At 61.4% G+C, this 19,748-nt stretch carries 21 protein-coding genes and 1 tRNA gene; 11 read left to right on the top strand and 11 right to left on the bottom strand.

The window, feature by feature from the left end; all coding sequences use genetic code 11:
- Positions 1-373 precede the first annotated feature (373 nt).
- The 3 genes from BUE21_RS03500 (at position 374) to nfsB (ending at position 5,561) form a co-directional block, all read left to right on the top strand.
- The gene (locus BUE21_RS03500; RefSeq protein WP_084522786.1) at positions 374-3,217 is read left to right on the top strand and encodes a cation-transporting P-type ATPase; all 2,844 of its coding nucleotides are present in this window, start codon (positions 374-376) and stop codon (positions 3,215-3,217) included.
- Between the two features lie 209 nt (positions 3,218-3,426).
- Positions 3,427-4,824, top strand: coding sequence for an AmpG family muropeptide MFS transporter (locus tag BUE21_RS03495; protein WP_073354726.1), 1,398 nt, complete (start codon positions 3,427-3,429; stop codon positions 4,822-4,824).
- Between the two features lie 92 nt (positions 4,825-4,916).
- Positions 4,917-5,561, top strand: coding sequence for an oxygen-insensitive NAD(P)H nitroreductase (gene nfsB, locus BUE21_RS03490; RefSeq protein WP_073354725.1), 645 nt, complete (start codon positions 4,917-4,919; stop codon positions 5,559-5,561).
- On the opposite strand, the gene BUE21_RS03485 is transcribed toward nfsB, so the two are convergent.
- The gene (locus BUE21_RS03485; RefSeq protein ID WP_073354724.1) at positions 5,548-8,307 is read right to left on the bottom strand and encodes a DUF2339 domain-containing protein; all 2,760 of its coding nucleotides are present in this window, start codon (positions 8,305-8,307) and stop codon (positions 5,548-5,550) included. The two genes, nfsB and BUE21_RS03485, sit on opposite strands and share 14 nt — an antisense overlap.
- Positions 8,308-8,570: 263 nt before the next feature.
- Between BUE21_RS03485 and BUE21_RS03480 the strand changes: the two genes are divergently transcribed.
- From BUE21_RS03480 to BUE21_RS03460, 5 genes are all read left to right on the top strand, one after another.
- Complete coding sequence (locus tag BUE21_RS03480; RefSeq protein ID WP_073354723.1) at positions 8,571-8,999, top strand: DUF4395 family protein; 429 nt, start codon at positions 8,571-8,573, stop codon at positions 8,997-8,999.
- Positions 9,000-9,197: 198 nt separating this feature from the next.
- Complete coding sequence (locus tag BUE21_RS03475) at positions 9,198-9,530, top strand: hypothetical protein (RefSeq protein WP_073354721.1); 333 nt, start codon at positions 9,198-9,200, stop codon at positions 9,528-9,530.
- Positions 9,531-9,777: 247 nt separating this feature from the next.
- Complete coding sequence (locus tag BUE21_RS03470) at positions 9,778-11,208, top strand: aldehyde dehydrogenase family protein (RefSeq protein WP_073354719.1); 1,431 nt, start codon at positions 9,778-9,780, stop codon at positions 11,206-11,208.
- Between the two features lie 44 nt (positions 11,209-11,252).
- The gene (locus BUE21_RS03465) at positions 11,253-11,744 is read left to right on the top strand and encodes a YqaA family protein (protein ID WP_073354717.1); all 492 of its coding nucleotides are present in this window, start codon (positions 11,253-11,255) and stop codon (positions 11,742-11,744) included.
- A 24-nt stretch (positions 11,745-11,768) separates the two neighbouring features.
- Positions 11,769-12,479: a hypothetical protein gene (locus tag BUE21_RS03460; protein ID WP_143164401.1), complete on the top strand. Its 711-nt coding sequence runs from the start codon at positions 11,769-11,771 to the stop codon at positions 12,477-12,479.
- Positions 12,480-12,564: 85 nt separating this feature from the next.
- Here BUE21_RS03460 and BUE21_RS03455 read toward each other — a convergent pair whose 3' ends face one another.
- From BUE21_RS03455 to BUE21_RS14370, 3 genes are all read right to left on the bottom strand, one after another.
- Positions 12,565-12,852: an RNA recognition motif domain-containing protein gene (locus tag BUE21_RS03455; RefSeq protein WP_084522772.1), complete on the bottom strand. Its 288-nt coding sequence runs from the start codon at positions 12,850-12,852 to the stop codon at positions 12,565-12,567.
- 152 nt (positions 12,853-13,004) lie between these two features.
- Complete coding sequence (infA, locus tag BUE21_RS03450; RefSeq protein WP_073354713.1) at positions 13,005-13,274, bottom strand: translation initiation factor IF-1; 270 nt, start codon at positions 13,272-13,274, stop codon at positions 13,005-13,007.
- 16 nt (positions 13,275-13,290) lie between these two features.
- Positions 13,291-13,557 carry a hypothetical protein gene (locus BUE21_RS14370; protein ID WP_143164400.1) on the bottom strand — a complete coding sequence of 89 codons (267 nt, stop codon included), beginning with the start codon at positions 13,555-13,557 and terminating at the stop codon, positions 13,291-13,293.
- A gap of 527 nt (positions 13,558-14,084) precedes the next feature.
- Between BUE21_RS14370 and BUE21_RS03440 the strand changes: the two genes are divergently transcribed.
- Both BUE21_RS03440 and BUE21_RS03435 read left to right on the top strand, forming a co-directional pair.
- A tRNA-Ser gene (locus BUE21_RS03440) sits at positions 14,085-14,172 on the top strand.
- Between the two features lie 218 nt (positions 14,173-14,390).
- Entirely contained in the window at positions 14,391-15,305 is a 915-nt protein-coding gene (locus BUE21_RS03435; RefSeq protein ID WP_234971035.1) for a DNA-methyltransferase, read from the top strand.
- Here the strand turns inward: BUE21_RS03435 and BUE21_RS03430 are convergent.
- The 7 genes from BUE21_RS03430 to BUE21_RS03400 form a co-directional block, all read right to left on the bottom strand.
- On the bottom strand, positions 15,302-16,054 hold the full coding sequence (locus BUE21_RS03430) for a ScaI family restriction endonuclease (protein WP_073354711.1): 753 nt from the start codon (positions 16,052-16,054) through the stop codon (positions 15,302-15,304). The genes BUE21_RS03435 and BUE21_RS03430 overlap by 4 nt on opposite strands.
- 814 nt (positions 16,055-16,868) lie before the next feature.
- Complete coding sequence (locus BUE21_RS03425) at positions 16,869-17,093, bottom strand: hypothetical protein (RefSeq protein WP_073354709.1); 225 nt, start codon at positions 17,091-17,093, stop codon at positions 16,869-16,871.
- A gap of 4 nt (positions 17,094-17,097) precedes the next feature.
- Positions 17,098-17,307 (bottom strand): hypothetical protein, encoded by a 210-nt coding sequence (locus BUE21_RS03420; RefSeq protein WP_073354707.1) that lies wholly within the window; start codon positions 17,305-17,307, stop codon positions 17,098-17,100.
- The gene (locus BUE21_RS03415; RefSeq protein WP_073354705.1) at positions 17,300-17,491 is read right to left on the bottom strand and encodes a hypothetical protein; all 192 of its coding nucleotides are present in this window, start codon (positions 17,489-17,491) and stop codon (positions 17,300-17,302) included. Before BUE21_RS03415 ends, BUE21_RS03420 begins: the two co-directional genes overlap by 8 nt.
- Entirely contained in the window at positions 17,488-17,691 is a 204-nt protein-coding gene (locus BUE21_RS03410; RefSeq protein ID WP_073354703.1) for a hypothetical protein, read from the bottom strand. The genes BUE21_RS03415 and BUE21_RS03410 overlap by 4 nt, the downstream gene beginning before the upstream one ends.
- Positions 17,688-18,149 carry a DUF5681 domain-containing protein gene (locus tag BUE21_RS03405; protein ID WP_073354702.1) on the bottom strand — a complete coding sequence of 154 codons (462 nt, stop codon included), beginning with the start codon at positions 18,147-18,149 and terminating at the stop codon, positions 17,688-17,690. The genes BUE21_RS03410 and BUE21_RS03405 overlap by 4 nt, the downstream gene beginning before the upstream one ends.
- A gap of 41 nt (positions 18,150-18,190) precedes the next feature.
- Complete coding sequence (locus BUE21_RS03400) at positions 18,191-18,904, bottom strand: hypothetical protein (RefSeq protein ID WP_073354871.1); 714 nt, start codon at positions 18,902-18,904, stop codon at positions 18,191-18,193.
- Positions 18,905-19,512: 608 nt separating this feature from the next.
- Between BUE21_RS03400 and BUE21_RS14365 the strand changes: the two genes are divergently transcribed.
- Positions 19,513-19,748: transposase (locus tag BUE21_RS14365; RefSeq protein ID WP_143164399.1), on the top strand; the 236-nt coding region annotated here is incomplete at its 3' end.

Here is a 19,748-nt window from a genome sequence, read left to right as displayed (position 1 = left end):
TTCATGGGGTACGCACGATGCCAAAACTGTTCCAATCAAGGCGCGCGGCGCAGCACAGACTGGGCGTCTGTGCAAGCCGTGCAACGCCGAGTGGGGCAGTTTTGGCATCGTGCCCTTGGGGTTGCCCCGTCAGGCAGGCCACTGCGGCGTTGCAAATCCTCGCCGGGCCACCAGCCCGCCTGCGGTTTGCGCCTTGCATTGACCCGCCTGACGGGGCAACGTACCCCATGAAAAGATCGTGAACAGGTTCTTAGACACGGGTTTTGTCAAAGAAAAGATACTTCTGGGACAAAATGCAAGTGGTTCTTACCCTGAGTGGGGCCTGCGAAACAGGCACACCAGTATTTTTTCTCTGCGCAGAAAGGTCTTTTGCATGGATTCCGGCATCCCCCCGAAGCCCCGCCCTTCCGTGTCTTCTTCCTCCCAGGTTGCTGGCGGCCGCTTGCGTGACGTGGGGCCGCACTGGCACACCCACACCACGCAGGAAGTGCTGGAACGGCTGGAGTTGCCGTCCGATGTCGCCCGCCAGGGGCTGTCGCAGGCACAGGCCAGGGCGCGTTTGCAGCAATACGGCCCGAACCGACTGGCCCAAGCACGTCGCCGCAGTGTCTGGGTGCGTCTGGCCATGCAGTTTCACAACATCCTGCTCTACATCATGATGGTGGCCGCGCTGGTGACGGCTCTGCTGGGGCACTGGGTGGATACAGGCGTGCTGCTGGCAGCCGTTTTCATCAATGCCGCCATTGGCTTCATCCAGGAGGGCAAGGCCGAGGCCGCGCTGGATGCGATTCGCAACATGTTGTCCTTGCAGGCCACCGTGGTGCGCGACGGCCAGCGGCAGGCCATTGCCGCCGATGCGCTGGTTCCCGGTGATGTGCTGGTGCTTAATGCCGGGGACAAGGTCGCGGCCGATGTGCGCCTGCTGTCGGTGACGCAACTGCGCGTGGAGGAGGCCGCGCTCACCGGCGAATCCCTGCCGGTGGACAAGCAGGTGCAGCCAGTCGCTGCCGATGCCGCACTGGGCGACCGCACCAACATGGCGTTCTCTGGCACGCTGGTGGTCTATGGGCAGGCTCTGGGCGTGGTGGTGGCCACGGGCAATCGCACGCAACTGGGGCATATCAACACCATGCTGTCGAATCTGGCGGTGGCGACCACGCCGCTGCTGCGCAAGATCAACGGCTTCGGCCACAAGCTGGCCTGGGTGATCCTGGTCTTTGCCGCCCTGACCTTTGCCGTGGGCAGTGGTCTGCGCGGCATTCCAGCCGCCGAAATGTTCATGATGGTGGTGGCCCTGGTGGCATCGGCCATTCCCGAGGGCCTGCCTGCCATCATGACCGTCACGCTGGCCCTGGGCGTGCAGCGCATGGCACGGCGCAAGGCGATTGTGCGACGACTGCCCGCCGTGGAGGCTTTGGGAGCCGTCACCGTCATCTGCTCCGACAAGACCGGCACACTCACCCGCAACGAAATGACCGTGCAGCGCGTCGTCACCGCCGAAGGGCGGTTTCAGGTGGAAGGGGGCGGTTACGCCCCGGTGGGGCACATTCACCGCGACGGCGTGCCGCCCGACTGGCAGGCCGCGTCCCCGCTGGCACAGGCGGTCGTCGCAGGCGTGCTGTGCAACGATGCGCGCATGCGCCAGCAGGAAGATGGCCTGTGGCAGGTGGAAGGCGACCCCACCGAAGGCGCACTGCTGGTGCTGGGTAGCAAGGCCGCGCCGATGCTGGGCATGGATGCAGCGCAAGCACAGCGGGCGGGAGCCGCGCAAGACTGGTTCGAGGCCATGCAGCCGCGCCTGGATGCGATTCCGTTCGAGTCCGAGCACCGTTTTATGGCCACGCTGCACGGCATGGCCGGGCAGGACGCAGCCGGGGCCTGCCGCATCTACGTCAAGGGCGCGCCCGAGCGTGTGCTGGAGTTTTGCGATACCCAGGCCGTGGCCAGCGGGCAGGGCAGCGTGCCGCTGGACATCGACTACTGGCGGCGTAGGGCCACTGATCTGGCCGCGCAGGGCTTGCGGGTGCTGGCATTGGCGAGCAAGCCGGGACAGGCAGCGGGCGAGCGGCTCGCCCTGGCCGACGTGCAGCGCGGCTGTTGCCTGCTGGCACTGGTGGGCATCGTCGATCCGCCCCGCGACGAGGCCATTGCCGCCGTGCGCTCCTGCCATGAGGCAGGCATCCGCGTGAAGATGATTACCGGCGACCATGCCGAAACGGCACGCGCCATTGGCGCACAACTGGCCATCGGCGTGGGCAAACCCGCCATCACCGGTGCGGAGGTGGCGGTGATGGACGATGCCAGCCTGCGCCAGACTGTGGCCGATGTGGATGTCTTTGCCCGCGCCAGCCCGGAGCAGAAGCTGCGGCTGGTGCAGGCCTTGCAGCAGGATGGCCAGATCGTCGCCATGACCGGCGACGGCGTGAACGACGCGCCCGCCCTCAAGTGCGCCGACGTGGGCGTGGCGATGGGGCTGAAGGGCACGGAAGCGGCCAAGGAAGCGGGCGACATCGTGCTGGCCGACGACAACTTCGCCACCATCGTCCATGCCGTGGAGGAGGGGCGCACTGTCTATGACAATCTGCGCAAGTTCATCCTGTTCATGCTGCCCACCAACGGCGGCGAGGCCCTGATCGTGATTGCCGCCATCCTGTTCCAGCTCACCCTGCCGCTGACGGCCGCGCAGGTGCTGTGGATCAATATGGTCACTTCCAGCGCGCTGGGGCTGGCCCTGGCCTTTGAACCGGCCGAGCACGGCATCATGGCACGGCCCCCACGCGCACCGGATGCGCCGCTGCTCTCGCGGCTGGCGGTCTGGCGCATTGTGCTGATCTCTGTCTGCATGATGGTGGCCGCGCTGGGGTTGTTCCTGTGGGAGTTGGAGCAGGGCACCTCGCTGGAGGCCGCACGCACGATGGCCGTGAATACCGTGGTGCTGGCCGAGATGTTCTACCTGCTCAACAGCCGCCATGTGCGCGACAGCGTGCTCAGCCGCGAAGGACTGTTCGGCAACCCCTATGTGTTGCTATCCATTGCCGCCTGCATACCGCTGCAATGGCTGTTCACCTACGCACCGTTCATGCAGACCATCTTCGGCTCTGCCGGGCTGGATGCCAGCCAGTGGCTGAAAGTGCTGCTGGCCGGATCGCTGGTATTTGTGGTGGCAGAACTGGACAAACTGGCCACACGCCGCCTGTGGCCGCAGGCGATGGCCTGAAGGCAACTGACCCATGATGGTTTGATGGTTCCCGCGCTCCTGCGTGGGAACCCGCACTGGGATGCTCCAGCGTCCCTGGCAAAGCGCAGCAGGTAGCAAGGCGTTTCCATACGCAAGCATGGGAACAAGCCAAGCGACGTTCAGGGTGACGACCGGCTCGCAGGGCAACGGGTATCATGTGCCGCTTTTCCTCCTTCTTTCTCCCGACCATGACTGCTCCCCAAGTATCGCCCCCCGGCTTCTGGCAGGCTTTGAGAACCTATCTGGAGCCTGCCAGTGTGCGGATGCTGCTGTTGGGGTTTGCGGCGGGGCTGCCACTGCTGCTGGTGCTGGGTACGCTGAGTTTCCGGCTGCGCGAGGCGGGCATCGAGCGTTCCACCATTGGCTTTCTGTCGTGGGTGGCCCTGGCCTATGGCTTCAAGTGGGTGTGGGCACCGCTGGTCGATCATGTGCGCGTTCCGCTGCTCACCCGCTGGCTGGGGCGCAGGCGCAGTTGGCTGCTGCTGGCGCAGGGCGCGATTGTGGCGGGGCTGGTGGGCATGGCGTGGGTCAATCCGGCGCAGTCGTGGACGCTGCACTGGCCTGCCGGGCTGGTCGCATGGCTGCCGTGGCTGGGGCAGGGGCTGGCGGATGCCCAGCTCTGGCTGCTGGTGGGCTTTACGCTGCTGGCGGCCTTTGGGTCGGCCACGCAGGATATTGCACTGGATGCCTATCGCATCGAGTCCGCCGCCGTGGAGCAGCAGGCGGTGCTGGCGGCCACCTACCAGGGTGGCTATCGGCTGGCCATGATCTGGGCGGGTGCGGGTGCGCTGTGGCTGGCGCAGTGGGCCGAGCAGGCCGGGGCGCAGGGCTACCAGCAGTCGGCCTGGGCACTGGCCTATCTGGTGATGGCCGCCTCCATGGCCGTGGGCATGCTGGTGGTGCTGTTCGCGCCGGAGCCGCAACGGCCCTACAGCCCGCCCACGCAGGGGGCGAAACAGTGGCTGCTGAATGCGTTCGTTGCGCCATTCTGGGATTTTTGGCTGCGCTATCGCGCCCAGGCGGTGCTGATTCTGGCCTTGATCGCCACCTATCGCATCAGCGATATTGTGATGGGCGTGATGGCGAATCCGTTCTACGTCGATATGGGCTTCAGCAAGAACGAGGTGGCACTGGCGACGAAAATCTACGGCCCCATCATGACGATGGTGGGGGTGTTTCTGGGGGGCTGGATTTCATTGCGCATCGGCGTGCTGCGCGTGCTGATGCTGGGCGCGGTGCTGGCGGCCTGTACCAATCTGCTGTTTGCCTGGCTGTCGTTGCGTGGCCATGATTTTGTGGGGCTGATCTGGGTCATCTCGGCGGACAACCTGGCGGCAGGCGTGGCTTCGGTGGCATTCATCGCCTATCTGTCCAGCCTGACGAACATCCAGTACTCGGCCACGCAGTACGCGCTGTTCAGCTCCATGATGATGTTGTTGCCCAAGTTCGTCGGCGGGTTTTCCGGGGTGGCGGTGGACAGCGTGGGCTATACGCAATTCTTCATCGGCACGGCCTGCCTGGGGCTGCCGGTGCTGCTGCTGATTCACTGGGTGGAGAAAAACCAGCGTCGCGCGGGGCCGGTATAAGCAGGTCCTGAGATCGTAAACACGTTCTAAGCACGGCTGAAAGTTTGCATGGTTTTCCCTATACTGTTTTTCTTTGACCGAGGAGAAACCCCATGAGCTTCGATCCTGCGGCCCTGTCCGCCCAGCGTTACACCACCAAGGTGTACGACCCCAGCCGTCAGATTCCCGAGGCACAATTGCAGCAGTTGCTGACGGTGCTGCGCAACAGCCCGTCGTCGGTGAATTCCCAGCCCTGGCACTTTTTCGTGATTGGCAGTGAGGCGGGCAAGAAAACCATCGAACCGGCCCTGACCGAGCTGAACCGCCCGCGCGCGGGCAATGCTTCGCATGTGGTGGTGTTTACGGTGCGCACCGACTTCACCGATGCCCATCTGGTGCGCCTGCTGGAGCAGGAAAGCCGCGACGGACGCTTCGTGAACGAGGATGCCCGCAAGGCGCAGGATGCCGGGAGGCGTTTTTTTGTGGAATACAACCGCCAGCGAGATCTGCTGGGCTGGGAGAGCCGCCAAGCCTATATTGCACTGGGCACGCTGCTGTTTGGCGCGGCCAGCCTGGGCATCGATGCCACGCCCATCGAGGGCTTCGACCGTGCCGCGCTGGATGCGGCACTGGGGCTGGAGCAGAAGGGTCTGACCAGCGTGGTGCTGGCCGCCCTGGGCTACCGCAGTGCCGACGACTTCAATGCCCCTCTGCCCAAGTCGCGCCTGCCGCAAGAGGAAGTGGTCACTTTTCTGTGAGCGGCGCGGCAGTGCGGGCAGGCGGTGACGGGGCGATGTAGCCCACCACCACGCACAGCAGCCCGTAGCCGATGAACGAGGCAATGCCCCACAGATTGCCCAGGTGCTGGCGATCAAGCAGGAACAGCTTGAGCAGCACCAGGGCCATCAGGGCCATGCCCCAGCCCCACAGCGTGCGGTTCGCCGTGCGCGAACTGGTCAGCCAGGCCGCCACGCCCAGCGTGCCCCACAGCAGTGTCAGCGTGGTCTGCGCCAGCGCGCTCTCCAGCAGGGCCAGCGCATTCCAGTCCACGCCACCCCAGTGGTGCGTGGCTGCCAGTGCCGATTTGCTCAAGCCCAGCAAACCCAGCCCACAGGCCAGTCCCCACGCAAAGGCATGGTGCTGTGCCGCGCTGGACGAGGGCCAGTGCGGTCGCCAGGCCAGCCACAGCAGCGTGCAGGCCAGCCAGATGGCATCCTGCGCATTCAGCAGTGGCAGCCACGGCAGTACGGAAGCACGCCCGGCCAGCCCCAGCATTCCCACCGCCAGCACCGGCAGCGTGAGGATGCTGGCGGTTTGCAGCCATTGCCGCCCGGCGGTGGCAGTGGATGGCGCAACCGCAGCATCCGTCCAGCCCAGCCGCTGGGGCGCGAAGCGCAGTGCGGCATTCAGCATCAGCCAGGGCAGGGCCAGCAGCAGCGCGTTCCAGCCTTGCAGCATGTCCAGCATGTGCGGGTAAGCCGGGCGTTGCCAGCTCCACAGCCACAGAAAGACCGTGGCCACCGCATGCAGCCACCACAGGGCATTGGCGTGGTCGAACAGTGCAGGCACAGGCACTCGTGCCGAGTCTCGCAGCCGTCGCAGCACATGGCGGCTGACGAACGCATACACCAGCACCCCACCATGCAGTGGGTGCAGGTCGCGTTGGAACCAGCCTTCCCCCACCAATAGCCAGTGCAGCAGCGGCAGCCCCATGCCCAGTCCCAGCGCGATGACCGCCAGTTCCGGCACCGGCCAATGGCGTTGGTACAGCCAGGCCGTGACCCCGCCCAATGTGGCGAACAGGGTCAGCAGCAGCGCGCCTTCCCAGGCTGTTGGGGCAAAAGCCACAATCTCGCGCCAGCCTGCCACCAGCAACAGTGCCAGGCCGATGGCGTAGTACAGCCGCGCACGGGCCGATTGCAGGGTGGCGGCATCCCAGCGGCAGTGCATCCAGGCAGTGGCCAGCAGGGTGGCGGCCAGCAGCAGGGTCGTCATGAAGAACGCATTGAACACCGCCCTATCGCCGCGCCCCGGCAGAGGCAGAGGGTTGCCCGTCATGGCATGCAGCCACGCCAGAGCGGCCAGCCCGAACAGCATCGGGCTGAGGAATCGCAACCACAGGCGGTGCTGGCGCAGCGACAGCCAGGCCAGGGCCATGCCTTCCAGTGCGAAAACGCAGGCGGTGGCATCGGCAGAGAACGCCAGCGGCACGGCCAGCGTCCCCAGTGCCAGAGCCAGCAGCGCGTGCGCCTGTGCCAGCATCTGCCAGCCGGTACGCTGCCAGAATCGCCAGGCCAGCGTGCCATACAGCAACGCAGCACCCGCCGATACGGCTGCCAGCCGCAGTGCATCCCCGTCGAACAAAGCCGCCTGCAAGCCCAGTGCCGCCAGAGGGGTGCCGAACACCAGCGTGCCGTTCACCCAGTCCGGCGGCGTGTCTGTACGGTGGGCATTCACGGCTACCTGCACATTCAGCATTGGAATCAGCAGGTACATGCCAAAGAACAGCGCGAGGAAAAACTGCGCACTCGCATAATGTGCGGGGGCATATTGCCACGCGCCCCACACGGCACTGATGCCGAACGTGAAGGCAAAACCCAGCACATTCAGCCCCGGCCAGGACTTGCGCCAGGCCAGCAGGAAGATGGCCCCGTTGAGCAGCGCGTAATAGCCGAACAGCAGCACATGGTTGCCCGTGCCATCCGACAGCCACAAGGGCGCGAGAAAGCCCCCCAGCAGCGCGAACACCGCCAAGGCCACCGCCTCCTGCCGCAACGCCAGCCACACTGTCAGCCCCAGCAGCCCGAGCGTCACCCCCAGAGCCAGCCCCTGCGGCCAGTAGTCAAACAGGCGATAGGCCGCGAACACCGTCAGCAGCAGCACGCCCACACAGCCGCCCTGCATGGTCAGCGCGAAACTGCGCCGACTCTCGCGCCGTTGCCAGGCAAACACCAGCCCGCCTGCTGCCACCGCAGCCACCCCCAGCAGCCGTGCCCAGACCGGAAACTGCACCCAGCCCTGCAAGGCCGCATGCCGCAGCAAGGCCGCCACTCCTGCCAGCAGCACCAGCATGCCCACCTTCACCGGTACATTGCCGGTGCTGAACCAGTTTTTCAGCAACGCCAGCAGGGCGAAAGTGGGAGCCGCAGGGGCGAGATCGTCTCTTTCGTCCTCTTGCACGCTGGCGGGGGTGTACCGCAGCGTGGGTGGCCGCGCCACGGCCTGAACGGGCAGGGGTGGCGGTTCGCTGGTGGCCGTGCTTGCTGTCGCCGCCGTGGCCTGAACCTCTGTGGCGGCGGGCATCACCACCGCCACCGCTTCCGGCGGGTGCGAACGCGCCGCCTGCAACAGCTCCAGTCGCGTTTGCAACAGTGCCAGTTGCTCGGCATGCCAGGCATTGTCCTGTTCCAACCGTCGCACCCGCCGTCGCAACCCCCCTATTGCCAGCCATGCCAGCAGCGCGACCGGCAAACCCAGCCAGTACCAAAGACTGAAAGACACCATGCTGCAAATCCTCCATTGAATCGCTGCGCATCATGCACCGCGTGCCCACCGCTTTCCTGCGCTATGCCCTGCTGGTACTGCATTCTGCGCCGCACCAGTGGCGAAAACGATACCGCCAGAACCTCCAAACGGAGGGCATGGTTTTCTATTCCTTACATTAATAAGATATTTCTAATATAATTTATCCCTAAATCAATGGGTCATGCCTTCCCTTGAAAGCATGGCCTGCATCACACCATTTCCCATATTGGCAGGAGGCATTCATGCTGCGTTTCGATCTTCCCCCCGTCTGGTCCCATGTCGCCCGCTGGGAGGCATTTCTCACCTTTTGTATCTCTGGCCTGTCGCTGCTGTTCACGCCGTGGCTGATGGCCATCCTAGCCGTGCAGGGGCTGGTGCGCGGTTTCTGGGGGCATTACCGTTGCCCATCGCATCGCATCTGGGCCGGGGTGTTCGAGTCGCGCGGCTGGGGCGGCAAACGCGAAAATGCCGGAGCCAAAATGTTCGCCAACAAGGTGCTGTTCGTCGCCAGTACGGTCTCGGTCGTGGCCTACGCGCTGGGCAGCGACATCTGGCGCGTGCCCTGCATGGTGTTGATGGTTTTCAGCACGCTGGAATGGGCATTCTCTTTCTGCGCGGCCTGCTCGGCCTATGGGCTGTGGTATCGGGTCTTCCCACCCAAAATGCAGTGATGCACCGGCGGCAAAAACCGTATCCAGTGTGAAGCGGGCAGGCAGGACGCATCAAAAATGCTGAACTTCCTGCCCGTTTGCCATTCCAAAAATCCCACAGCCAAGCTGGGAAAAGGTGGATTACCTCGACGGATTGGAGACAATCCCCTCTTGCCATGCCACGCTGCATTTCCCCCTTCTTTTGCGAAAGGCACTTCATTGAACGACTTTGTTTCCATCCTGCTGCGCGTCTTCTTCCTCCTGTTGGCATTGAGCCTGGGAGCCTTGTTCTTCGGCTTTTTCCTGATGCTGGCCGTGGGGCTGGCCTTGGTCTGGGGCGGACGCAGACTGTGGGCGAAGGTGACAGGCAAACCCGTGGAACCCTGGGTCTTCCAGTTCGACCCGCGTGCCGGATTCCGCCGTGCCTACGGCAGCGTCTGGAGCAAAGCCCCACCATCGGCCTCGGCCCGTCGCTACACTCCCGATGGCCGCCTGACCCGGCAGGACGACATCACCGATGTCACCCCCAAGTCCGGCACCCAGTCGGGTTGATGGTGTGGCTGGCATGACTGTGGCTTTTGTGAGGCATTCCCACAGGTTTGCCGATTTTGCCCCTTGCTCTGCATACAATCGAGTGTCGCAACCATCGTTACCGTGCGTGCAGCAGTCCCTGCCATTTGCAGACCCTGTGAATTCCTGAACTTCAGAATCATCGCGTCCGCAGTTTCTTGAATCCCTGCAACGCCACGGACCTGACTTTGCTGCGGCATCAATCCAACAGCAGTGAGGTGAATTTTTGATGGAACAGGATGTTCTGCAACAGGCTTTCGATGTGCAATACCAGGCCAGCCGGGCGCATTTGCAAGTCAGCGAAGCCGTGCGCCGCGACCGGCTGCTGCGCCTGCAAAAACTGCTGAACGCGCACGAAGAGGAACTGATCGCTGCCATCCAGGCCGATTACGGCATACGTTCTGCCCGCCTCACCCAGGCCACTGAAATCATCACCACGCACCTGCAACTGAGCCAGGCACTGCGCCAGTTGCGCAGTTGGTGCCAGCACCGGCGCGTGGCCACTCCGCTGTATCTGCAACCGGCCCGCGCCCGCATCCAGTACCAGCCTTTGGGAGTGGTCGGCATCATCGCGCCGTGGAACTACCCGCTGCAACTGGCCATCGGCCCGGCCATTGGCGCGCTGGCGGCAGGCAACCGCGTCATGCTCAAGCCCAGTGAAATGGCCCCTGCACTGGGTGGCCTGCTGGAGCAACTGGTGGGGCGTTATTTCAGCCCCGATGAATTCGCGGTGTTCAACGGTGAATCGCCGCTGGCCCTGGCGTTTGCCAGCCTGCCTTTCGACCACCTGCTGTTCACTGGTTCGACCAAAATCGGTCGCAAGGTGGCCCAGGCGGCTGCACAGAATCTCACGCCCACCACACTGGAACTGGGAGGCAAAAGTCCCTGCGTGCTCAGTGCCGATGCCGATCTGGACGAGGCTGCCGCCCGCATTGCCCATGGCAAACTGCTCAATGCCGGCCAGACCTGCATTGCACCGGATTATGTTCTGCTGCCGCGAGGCCGTGAGAAAGCCTTTGCCCAGGCCTATCGCAAGGCCGTGCAGCGGCTTTTTCCGGGCATTCCCGAACACCCGGACTACGCTTCCATCATCTCTGCCACCGACTGGTCGCGCCTGACCCTGATGCTCCAGCAAGCACAGCAACTGGGGGGTGAAGTCATGGAAATCCGCGCCAGCGATGAAAGCCCTTCCATTTTGGCCATCTCCGCCCACGGCCTGCGCCAGATGCCGCCCACGCTGGTGCTGGGTGTCACCCCGGCAATGCGCCTGATGCAGGAGGAAATCTTCGGCCCCATCCTGCCGCTGGTCAGCTACGACCGCCCTGCGGATGTCCCGCAGATCATTGCGTCCATTCCGCGCCCCATGGCACTGTACTGGTTCGGGCGCGACAAGACGGCCCTGCACGATGTGCTGGAGAAAACCGTCACCGGGGCCGTCACCGTCAATGACACCCTGCTGCACTTCGTGCATCCCAACCTGCCTTTTGGCGGGGTGGGAGCCAGTGGCTGGGGCGCGTACCACGGACGGCATGGCTTTGAGCGTTTCTCCCATGCCCGTAGCATCTTCCAGCCCAGCCGCTGGCCAAGCCGCGATGCACTGCACCCCCCCTTTGGTGACCGGTTCGACCGTATCATCCAGTTGCTGCGCCGCTGGTTCTGATTCCGTGCAGTGCCATCAACACCGTCAGCAGCAGTATCAACAGCATGTGGGACGTTTGGCTTGAACGGCTGCTGGCCTGGCTGGCATTGCCTGAATACGGTCTCTCCACCGTCTTCGTCGTGGCTTTTCTTTCAGCCACCTTGCTGCCCATGGGCTCCGAGCCGGCGGTACTGGGCATGGTCGAACTGCGCCCCGACTGGTTCTGGCGTGTCATGCTGGTCGCCACCGTGGGCAATACCCTGGGCGGTTGCGTGAACTGGTGGATGGGACATGCCGCCCACCGCGCCGTCGATCAACACCGCCATCGTCCCGTTCGCCACCCCCGTGCCCTGCAATGGCTGCAACAGTTCGGCGCAAAAGCCTGCTTTCTCAGTTTCCTGCCCCTCGTTGGCGACCCACTCTGCGCTGTGGCGGGCTGGCTGCGCCTGCCATTCTGGCAATGCGCTGCCTGGATGGCCGCTGGCAAGTTTCTGCGCTATGTCGCCATGACCTGGTTGCTGATGCAGGCCATTGATGCCAGCGGAGTCCGGCTGTGATCCTGTCAATTCGGAGTCGTATTCATGCACAGATTTTCTTTTCAAAAAACCTATCGGCTTGGCCTGATGGCCGCAGCCATTTCCATGGTGGGGTGTGGTGGTGGCGATGGCACCAGTGAACATGCTACCCCCAGCGTGGTGGTGAATCTGCCAGATTTCGTGATCGACCAGCATACGCAAGGCAACGCGCTGGTACAGAACCTGGGTGCATTTCCGGCACACATTAACCCCTCACAGAGCAATATGGTGTTCCGGGCCGAATTGCTGCTGAAGGACTACCTGGCCGTCAATCGTTACGGACACTTTGCCATCGTGCTGCGCTGCGATCCTGGCGTGATACGCGAGAAAGTGCTGGGTCAGGGCTATATCGGCGGCTACCTATACGACCGCGATGCCACCAGCTATCTGGAAACCTGGTTCAATACCTACGAAGTGGGTGACTATCTCGACAACATCGTTTTTCATGAGCAGCGTGCCCCCGACGGCTCCCTCAAAGACCATGTGCGCTACCAATTGACCGTGGAATCCCTGGTCGAGGAGCCCAACCGTTACCTTCGCTTTGCCATCACCGATCAGGCCGGATTCCATTTCGACACGGGCTATGTGGCCGATCCCAACAAGGTATTCAACCCCGCCCACAACTGCCTGACGGTAGGACATGTCTTTGAAACCTCCCTGCAAGGGTGGTCGATCGAGTTCAGCAACCCCACACTGGAGTACATCCCACGCGATTGAGTGGTGGCAGTCCAAACAAAAAAGCCACTCCGCTAGCGGAGTGGCTTTTTCGCATCAGAAACTCAATTCTGTATGGCTATTGGTTTCAGTAGCGGTTTTTTCCGTAGCCGGAAGGGGCACGTTTTTCCTGTGGACGCGCTTCATTCACCGTAATGGCCCGGCCATCGAGTTCCTTGCCGTTCATGCCCTGGATGGCTGCTTCGGCTTCTGCACTGCTGCCCATTTCGACAAAGCCGAAGCCCTTGGAGCGGCCTGTGTACTGGTCTTCCAGCACGATGGCCGACTGCACCGCACCATAGCTGGCGAAATGCGCCTGCAGGTCTTCGCTGCGTACGGAATAAGGCAGATTGCCGACATAGAGTTTTTGTTGCATTGGGGTTTCCTTGAAAGAGGAGAGGCCGCTGCACTTTTGCAAATGTGTACAGCGGTAGAAGGGAACGGGGATTGAGCCGTCCCAACAGTCACATTGACGAACGCTCGGTGAGCGTATTCAGCAGTGGGATTCTGGAAAATGCAGACGTTGAATCAGCGTCTGCGGTTGCGCTGTGGCGCACGTGGCGCACCACCGGCTCGCGGCTCCAGGTGGCGGAAAGTGATGCGTCCCTTGGTCAGATCATATGGTGACATTTCCAAAGTCACCTTATCGCCTGCCAGAATTCGGATGCGGTGTTTGCGCATTTTGCCGCCAGTGTAGGCAATCAATTCGTGGCCGTTGTCGAGTGTGACCCGGTAGCGCGCATCGGGCAGCACTTCGTCAATTTTTCCGCCCATTTCAATCAGTTCTTCTTTTGCCATAAGGAAGTTCCTTTCTTTATTGACCAACCGCTGGCTTTGCGTGATGCAGCCATTGCACGGCCTGCCGCAAGGCATAGCGCAGTGCAATGCCCTCGGAACGAAAGCGCGGCGTGAATGTGAAAACGCGGTCATGGGAAGACATGCCAGAGCCGCTGCGAATGGAAAGCCGGGCAATGAAACCGGTTTCAGGATGTGTGTTGACGAAAGGCGTAAGGAAATAACGGCCTGAAGCGAACGCGCAAGATGGAGTTTTTGTTGTAATGTGTGTCAAATCGAGAACCAAGCCCGTAGGCCTTGGGGTGGGTCGTCTGCACGAATCGCAACCGGTGTGGCCTGTGAAAACGTGTCAACCCGAAAATGTTCGCCATTGGCCAGCCAGAAACTGGGCAAAAACAGAGTTGCTCCAACCAGAGCTTCGAAGCGAGAGGGGGGAGTACGCCAAACGATGGGTGTCTGTACAATGTGTCAGACTGCTCCTTGTGGAGCAAGCGAAAGGGATGCTGTTGGTGCTGCTTGCAGGTCAAACAATTGCAAGCGAGCGACATCTTAACACTATTGGCATGATAAAGATAGAGGGTGTCGTTGAAAGAGTGGGGGGAGTGAGTCCGCGCAAGCCCTTATTGTTGGTGGTTCTGTTGTGCAGTGCAAGGCTTGAGAACAAGCGGTGATTTATTCTGGATACCAGTGCGACAAGACAGACGAAAAGCGCATAGAATGCTGCTTCTTGAAAAGTGCCATTCATCGATTGGGCTGGCAATAGCAGGAAGCGTGGCAGAGTGGTTGAATGCAACGGTCTTGAAAACAGTTGTAGGAGGTGTGGCAGAGTGGTCGATTGCACCGGTCTTGAAAACCGGCAACGGGCAACCGTTCGTGAGTTCGAATCTCACCGCCTCCGCCAATAAAAACAAGCGCTTAGCGTAGTTCGGCGGGCACGCAAAGAGCTTGTGAAAAGTGAAGATAAGCCCCGCTAGCCGGGGCTTTCTTCTTTGTGGTGAATTTCGTCACCGTAAGCACACCATAAGCGTGCGGTGGTGGTCGTGTACAGGTCGCCAGCTTGCGTCCTATGCTGCTGCTTTCCGCTGCGGCTAGTCCGCGAATACGATTTAGATGCTAACGATGGACAACGAATTGATGAATCAAGCTGTGGTCACTCAGTCACCGGTCGAACAGGAGCGCGACTCTGTAACCACGCTGACGCAAGCGAGGTTCGAGAGGCTTCTGGCTGCTCTTGGCGAGCCTCAGTATCGAGGCGACCGCTATGCGATCTACAAGGGGGACTGCCGCGACCTGCTGACCCAGCTTCCGCACGGATCAATCGACCTGACTTTTACGTCACCGCCTTACAACATCGGAAAGGAGTACGAAAAGGTACGTCCGATGGAGGAATTCATCGACTGGTGCGCAGATTGGATTGAAAAGATCCACCTTGCCACAGCCGCCAATGGTGCGTTGATGTTGAACGTCGGGTATGTCGCGCTCGCCGAGCGCGCCAAGTCAATCCCGATTCCGTATCTGTTGTGGAACCGGGTTCCATTCTTTTTGCAGCAGGAAATCGTCTGGAACTACGGCGCAGGCGTTGCAGCCAAGAAGTTCCTTTCGCCCCGGAATGAGAAGTTGCTGTGGTATGTCAAGGACGCTGAAAGCTACTGTTTTAACCTAGATGACATACGCGACCCGGACGTCGCGTACCCGAACCAGAAGAAGAAAGGGAAACTGCGCTGCAACACGATTGGCAAGAACCCTTCCGACGTGTGGCAAATTGCCAAGGTGACATCTGGCGAGGGGCGCGCTTCGAAGGAACGCACCCCCCATCCGGCGCAGTTTCCGCTTGATCTCTGCGAACGTGTCATCAAAGGTTTTTCGCCCACGGACGGCATTGTGCTTGACCCATTCCTCGGATCGGGTTCCACAATTGATGCCTGTCTGCGCTGGGGACGCTACTCGATAGGCTTTGAAGTTCGGGGCGACTATTGCGCCATAGCAGCAGAGCGGATTGAAGATTCCCTTCGACAATCCGCGTCGCTGTTCTAGTACAGGCCCTGATACTGCTGGCGGGCGATTACCTGAAGCTTCTGGTACTTCAGCGGCAGGTTTGCAACTCGAATCAAATCACCAATTGTGTTGACCCCGCCAGCGGATAGCTCTTCGGCGGCTTTCGCGCCCACACCATCAAGCAGTTGCACAGGGCCGTTGAGCATGTACGGCCCAACAATTGGCATCAGCTTATGCAGATAAACCTCCGGCGGGAGGCCTGCCATTTGGCCGGTGGGCGACTTCTGGGCTTGCCAGTCGGATGAGTCGATCCATCCAAATCGCAGCAGCGTCAGAGTTTGCCCGTAAAAATTGACGGTGATGTAGTAACCGGACTTGTCCTTCTTAGCTGCATCAGCGTTTTCAAGTACCTGTCCGTAGCTGCGGTTGCCATAAATCTTGTATCCCAACTGACCGGACGCCTTCATCTCGACGGAGAGGGAATCGTTTTGGATGCAGTGCAAGTCCTTCTCTGAACCTACACCGCCGCGCCAAGCTCCCGGCAGTCGTACCGCCAACTCCTTGGCGAAAAGCTTCTCAAACATGTAGCCGATGACCGTTGCAGGGGGGTCAATCTCTGCAATCGGAAATCCCACAGCAGTATCGCCGACCCATGTATTCCACAACCGAGTCCAGGACAACATAGCGGCGTCCAGAATCAGGTCAGGCGTAAGTGGGTGCTGCTGGACAAGCTGCTGTGTGATGCCAGCCCACTGCTGTACAGGGGCTCCAAGGTAAGGGGATGCCATTCGTCGCTTTCTCGTTATTTGATGACAACGAATTGTCTCAAACAACGATGTGCGGCGATAGACATTACGCTGTGCTTATGCCTTGCCCGCCAGCCCGACCTAACCACAGCAGCGCCAAGCGCTTAGCGGGCAAGCCCGAATAACTCCGTGTTTGTTGTTCCTTGCCCGCTGACATGCGCGCCGCTACAGCGCACGCGCTACGCTCGCCAGTACCCTAGCGGCGGCGGTGTGGTGATCACGGCCTGTGCCGCCCCGTAGCGCCGCGCAGCCGCACAAACGACAAGCCCCCGCCGGTCATGGGCACCGACAGGGGCTTGAAGGCAGCGTCAGGAGATGGGCGCCCCCGCTGCGGCATCCGATTGATTAACGTGCATCGGCATGCTGTGGCACGGCCCGGCCTTCTCATCTCCGGGCACCGCTGACACCAGGACGACTAATCACTGGCGGGCGGCTTTTCAGATTCCGTCTCTATCGTCCCGCGTGCGAGAACCAAGGCGGCTCACGCCGTCGCCGGGGCAGAGGCGCAAGCGCTGCACGTCCTGCGACCAGAACAACACGCCGCAGCACATGCACCGCCGCCAGCCGACATAGCGGGCGATGCGTGGAGGTGTGCAGTCGATATCAAGCACGGGTTCGCGCCGTGTGCCGTCATCCTGTGGCCAGCGCTGAGGTTCGACGAAACCCTGATAGTTCGCCTTCCCTGTGGGCTTGGCTGGTGGTGGGCGCTTCGGCTTGGGCTGACGAGTAGGCGCGGGCCGCGGTGCTGCACGTTTGCCCTCGCGCCATGCAGATAACCACACTGGCTCTTCGACGCTCATCGCAGCGTCCCTTCACCCGCATAGCCGCGAGCGGTGCCGTCGCTGATCCAGTTCAGGAGGCAGCGCAGCACCACAGGGCCATCCATGCTGCACATGCGACCGTCAGCAATGGCTGCGCCGAAGGTGTCACCGACCCACTGGCGCATCTCGTCAGAGGCGCTATCCGAGCGTTCCAGCTTCTTGAGTCGGGCCAGCATGCCCTTAGCGCTGCCGATGCTCATGTGGTCAGCGCTCCCGCCGACCCGGACGCGCCGCTAGTCGGTCTTCCATGCGCTTCATGAGTAGCGCCATGATTTCTTCCGCGACATATTCAGGGACGCACGGGTGCAAGGAGCAGATGCGCATCGGGTGGCTGTACCGCTCGTCCGCGCGGTCAATCTGGTAGCGCTCGCGGTCGCGCACGTCCTTCGTGCTGGTGATCTGCCATTCAGCCATGTGATGCCTCCTCGTGTTGTTTCAGGGCTTGCCCCAGCTTCACAGCGCGGGCGAGGTTCAGCGTGTCCGCTGCCTGCTGCTCCGCGTGTGCCTCGATCCGGCGCTGTTGAATCTGCCGTAGCTCGTCGGGCGTGACGCCGTACTTGATCGGTCGGTTTTCGTGGTCGAGGTTGTCGCTTTTCATTGCAGCGTTCCTTTCAGCGGGCCGATCTGTTGGAGCAGCTTGGCGGCCTGCCAGCGCACGGCGGGGTCGTCGCATTTCAGAATTGCCTCGTAGCATGCGGCCACAATCAGCTCGAGGTCGGCTTGCCCCTGCGGTGTGTCCTTCAAGGGAACAGTCCGCCAGCCGTGCTGCGGGATGCATTCGGTGTCTTCGATACTCATGCGTTCTTTTCCTCCAGCGCGGCGAGGCGCGCTTCCAGTTCATCAACAGCACGGATGCCCGCAACCGACTGGATGCAGTCGATCAGCATCCGTCCGGTTTCGGGATCGACGCGCCCTTCGGATACCGCTGCGAGCACCTGCTGCGCCTGCTCGTGCAGGGGCTTTTCAGGGTCTAGCTCAAACTCGACAGTGGCAGCGCGTGCGCGCAGCGGTGGCTCCAGTCGCTGCGCCCATAGGTTCATGGCGCTGGTGTCGCCCGCGAGAGCAGCTTCCTTGATGACGCGCGCCAGGTCGGAACCGTCCTTTTGCAGTTCCTCGGCGAGTTGCGTCTTGCGGTTCTTGCTGCCCTTCGGACGACCTGCCGGGTTGCCCGACTGTCCGGGTTGCCAGCCACGCGGCGGCTTGTTGGGCTGAGGCACGAAGCCTTTCATCCATTCAGGCGATTCAACTTCCGCCATGTTTTCACCTCTTGTTGTTTGCAGAGGATCAGCAGCGGTGCTCACTGACCGTCGAACTTGAGCGCGGCCAGAGCCTTGTCATTGCCTTCACGAAGAGCCTGCACGCGCGTCCACGGGGCGCCCATTGCCTTCTCAACCTCCTTGAAGATCAGTGCGCCACGTTGTTCGATGACGGCCTTGGCACCGCGCACCGCTTTGAGTTTCTGCGCCAGGTCAGGCGAAGTGCGCTCGTGCCACATGCGGGTGTAGGTCTTCTGGAAGTTGGCATCGAGGCCGGACAGGTACGGAGGCGCACCGCATACTGCGCTGATCGTGACGTGGTCACCGTCCTCGATTGCCTGCCGCAAGAACTCGTGGCGCTTCTCGGTCGGCATGTCCTTGACGAACTTCCGTACCTCGCCGGAGATCGTCACGGCAGCGCGCGACTCCAAGGGCTGCGACAGCTCACCCTCGAAATGGGCGATCTGCTTTTCCAGCGTGACGCGCACGTTGTCCAACTTCTTGGCAAGGCGCTGCTGTTGCTTCCAAGCGGCATCGGATACGGCAAGCACCTGCTGGCCTTCCGTCCATGCTTGGTTCTTCTTCGCCGCATCACGTGCGTCGTGCAGCTTGCCAAGCGTGATATAGGCGTCGTCCAGCGCTTCGAGAGCGGACGCGAGAATGGGGGCGGTAAGTTCCTCGTCGTAGCCGTCCACCTCCTTCAAGGTGTCGGCGTGCAGAGAAGGCGTGATTCGAATATCAACCGGCGTGGGCATGATGATTTCCTTGATAAAGGCGCGTAACTGGTACGCATTGCTTACATGCTGGGAAATATCAGCGAAGGTCCGCAAGGAATATTTATTTAAAACAACAACCTACAGTTCATGAGCAAATGAAGAACAGGTAATTCAGCTACAAGGGCTTCCCCACATTTGCAAGCAATACTTCCTCGCTGGGTTTATCGCGCAGCGATAGACCCAGACATGGTTTCGTCTCGTCGGTCTCAGATCAGTTCTGGGCCTTGTGCGTGCAGCGTGTCGATGCTTTGATGCAAACGGTGCGGACGGCGTGACTACAAACGGTCATTAGCGCTGCCTTCTTGCTGGCAGCAGACCCTGATGAAAGACGCGCGCCGGGGGCTCCATTCGTTAGTCGGGCTTCGGGATGACTCCCATTGATCCCCTTGAATTAACCGAGCATTCCCCGGCGCAGGTCCAACCCTTTGCGCATCAACGACTGCCTTCACGCGGCGGATTCCTGATCTGTTTTGCTTGTCCTTGTGCTTACTTTCCTGTTGGGCTGGCTCAGGCCGGCATCTTGAAGTTGAAGTTGAAGTTCCCCCCATTGACCGGACACCTTATATTTCTCAAAGAAGGAGTCCATCATGTCTTCAAAACGCCCGCAGTATCCACCTGAGTTTCGCAGTCAAATTGTTGAGCTGGCCAAAGCAGGTCGCACACATGCTGAACTTGCCCGAGAGTTTGGATGCCACGCCACCAGCATTGGCACCTGGGTTCGCCAGAGTCAAATTGATGAAACCGGCGATACGTCTTCAGATGCACCGTTGAGCACCGCTGAGCGCCAAGAATTGACCGCATTACGGCGCGAGCTCAGGCAAGT

Origin of the sequence: Lampropedia hyalina DSM 16112 (assembly GCF_900129055.1) — a bacterium.
Taxonomy (GTDB): domain Bacteria; phylum Pseudomonadota; class Gammaproteobacteria; order Burkholderiales; family Burkholderiaceae_C; genus Lampropedia; species Lampropedia hyalina.
The sequence above is the reverse complement of the archived record's forward strand: the minus strand, read 5'-3'. Positions and strand labels throughout refer to the sequence as shown.

Bases quoted from the DNA above. Each gene is read 5' to 3' on its own strand.
- BUE21_RS03500 (WP_084522786.1), top strand. From the start codon at position 374: ATGGATTCCGGCATCCCCCCGAAGCCCCGCCCTTCCGTGTCTTCTTCC.
- BUE21_RS03495 (WP_073354726.1), top strand. From the start codon at position 3,427: ATGACTGCTCCCCAAGTATCGCCCCCCGGCTTCTGGCAGGCTTTGAGA.
- nfsB (WP_073354725.1), top strand. From the start codon at position 4,917: ATGAGCTTCGATCCTGCGGCCCTGTCCGCCCAGCGTTACACCACCAAG.
- BUE21_RS03485 (WP_073354724.1), bottom strand. From the start codon at position 8,307: ATGGTGTCTTTCAGTCTTTGGTACTGGCTGGGTTTGCCGGTCGCGCTG.
- BUE21_RS03480 (WP_073354723.1), top strand. From the start codon at position 8,571: ATGCTGCGTTTCGATCTTCCCCCCGTCTGGTCCCATGTCGCCCGCTGG.
- BUE21_RS03470 (WP_073354719.1), top strand. From the start codon at position 9,778: ATGGAACAGGATGTTCTGCAACAGGCTTTCGATGTGCAATACCAGGCC.
- BUE21_RS03465 (WP_073354717.1), top strand. From the start codon at position 11,253: ATGTGGGACGTTTGGCTTGAACGGCTGCTGGCCTGGCTGGCATTGCCT.
- BUE21_RS03460 (WP_143164401.1), top strand. From the start codon at position 11,769: ATGCACAGATTTTCTTTTCAAAAAACCTATCGGCTTGGCCTGATGGCC.
- BUE21_RS03455 (WP_084522772.1), bottom strand. From the start codon at position 12,852: ATGCAACAAAAACTCTATGTCGGCAATCTGCCTTATTCCGTACGCAGC.
- infA (WP_073354713.1), bottom strand. From the start codon at position 13,274: ATGGCAAAAGAAGAACTGATTGAAATGGGCGGAAAAATTGACGAAGTG.
- BUE21_RS03435 (WP_234971035.1), top strand. From the start codon at position 14,391: ATGGACAACGAATTGATGAATCAAGCTGTGGTCACTCAGTCACCGGTC.
- BUE21_RS03430 (WP_073354711.1), bottom strand. From the start codon at position 16,054: ATGGCATCCCCTTACCTTGGAGCCCCTGTACAGCAGTGGGCTGGCATC.
- BUE21_RS03425 (WP_073354709.1), bottom strand. From the start codon at position 17,093: ATGAGCATCGGCAGCGCTAAGGGCATGCTGGCCCGACTCAAGAAGCTG.
- BUE21_RS03420 (WP_073354707.1), bottom strand. From the start codon at position 17,307: ATGGCTGAATGGCAGATCACCAGCACGAAGGACGTGCGCGACCGCGAG.
- BUE21_RS03415 (WP_073354705.1), bottom strand. From the start codon at position 17,491: ATGAAAAGCGACAACCTCGACCACGAAAACCGACCGATCAAGTACGGC.
- BUE21_RS03410 (WP_073354703.1), bottom strand. From the start codon at position 17,691: ATGAGTATCGAAGACACCGAATGCATCCCGCAGCACGGCTGGCGGACT.
- BUE21_RS03405 (WP_073354702.1), bottom strand. From the start codon at position 18,149: ATGGCGGAAGTTGAATCGCCTGAATGGATGAAAGGCTTCGTGCCTCAG.
- BUE21_RS03400 (WP_073354871.1), bottom strand. From the start codon at position 18,904: ATGCCCACGCCGGTTGATATTCGAATCACGCCTTCTCTGCACGCCGAC.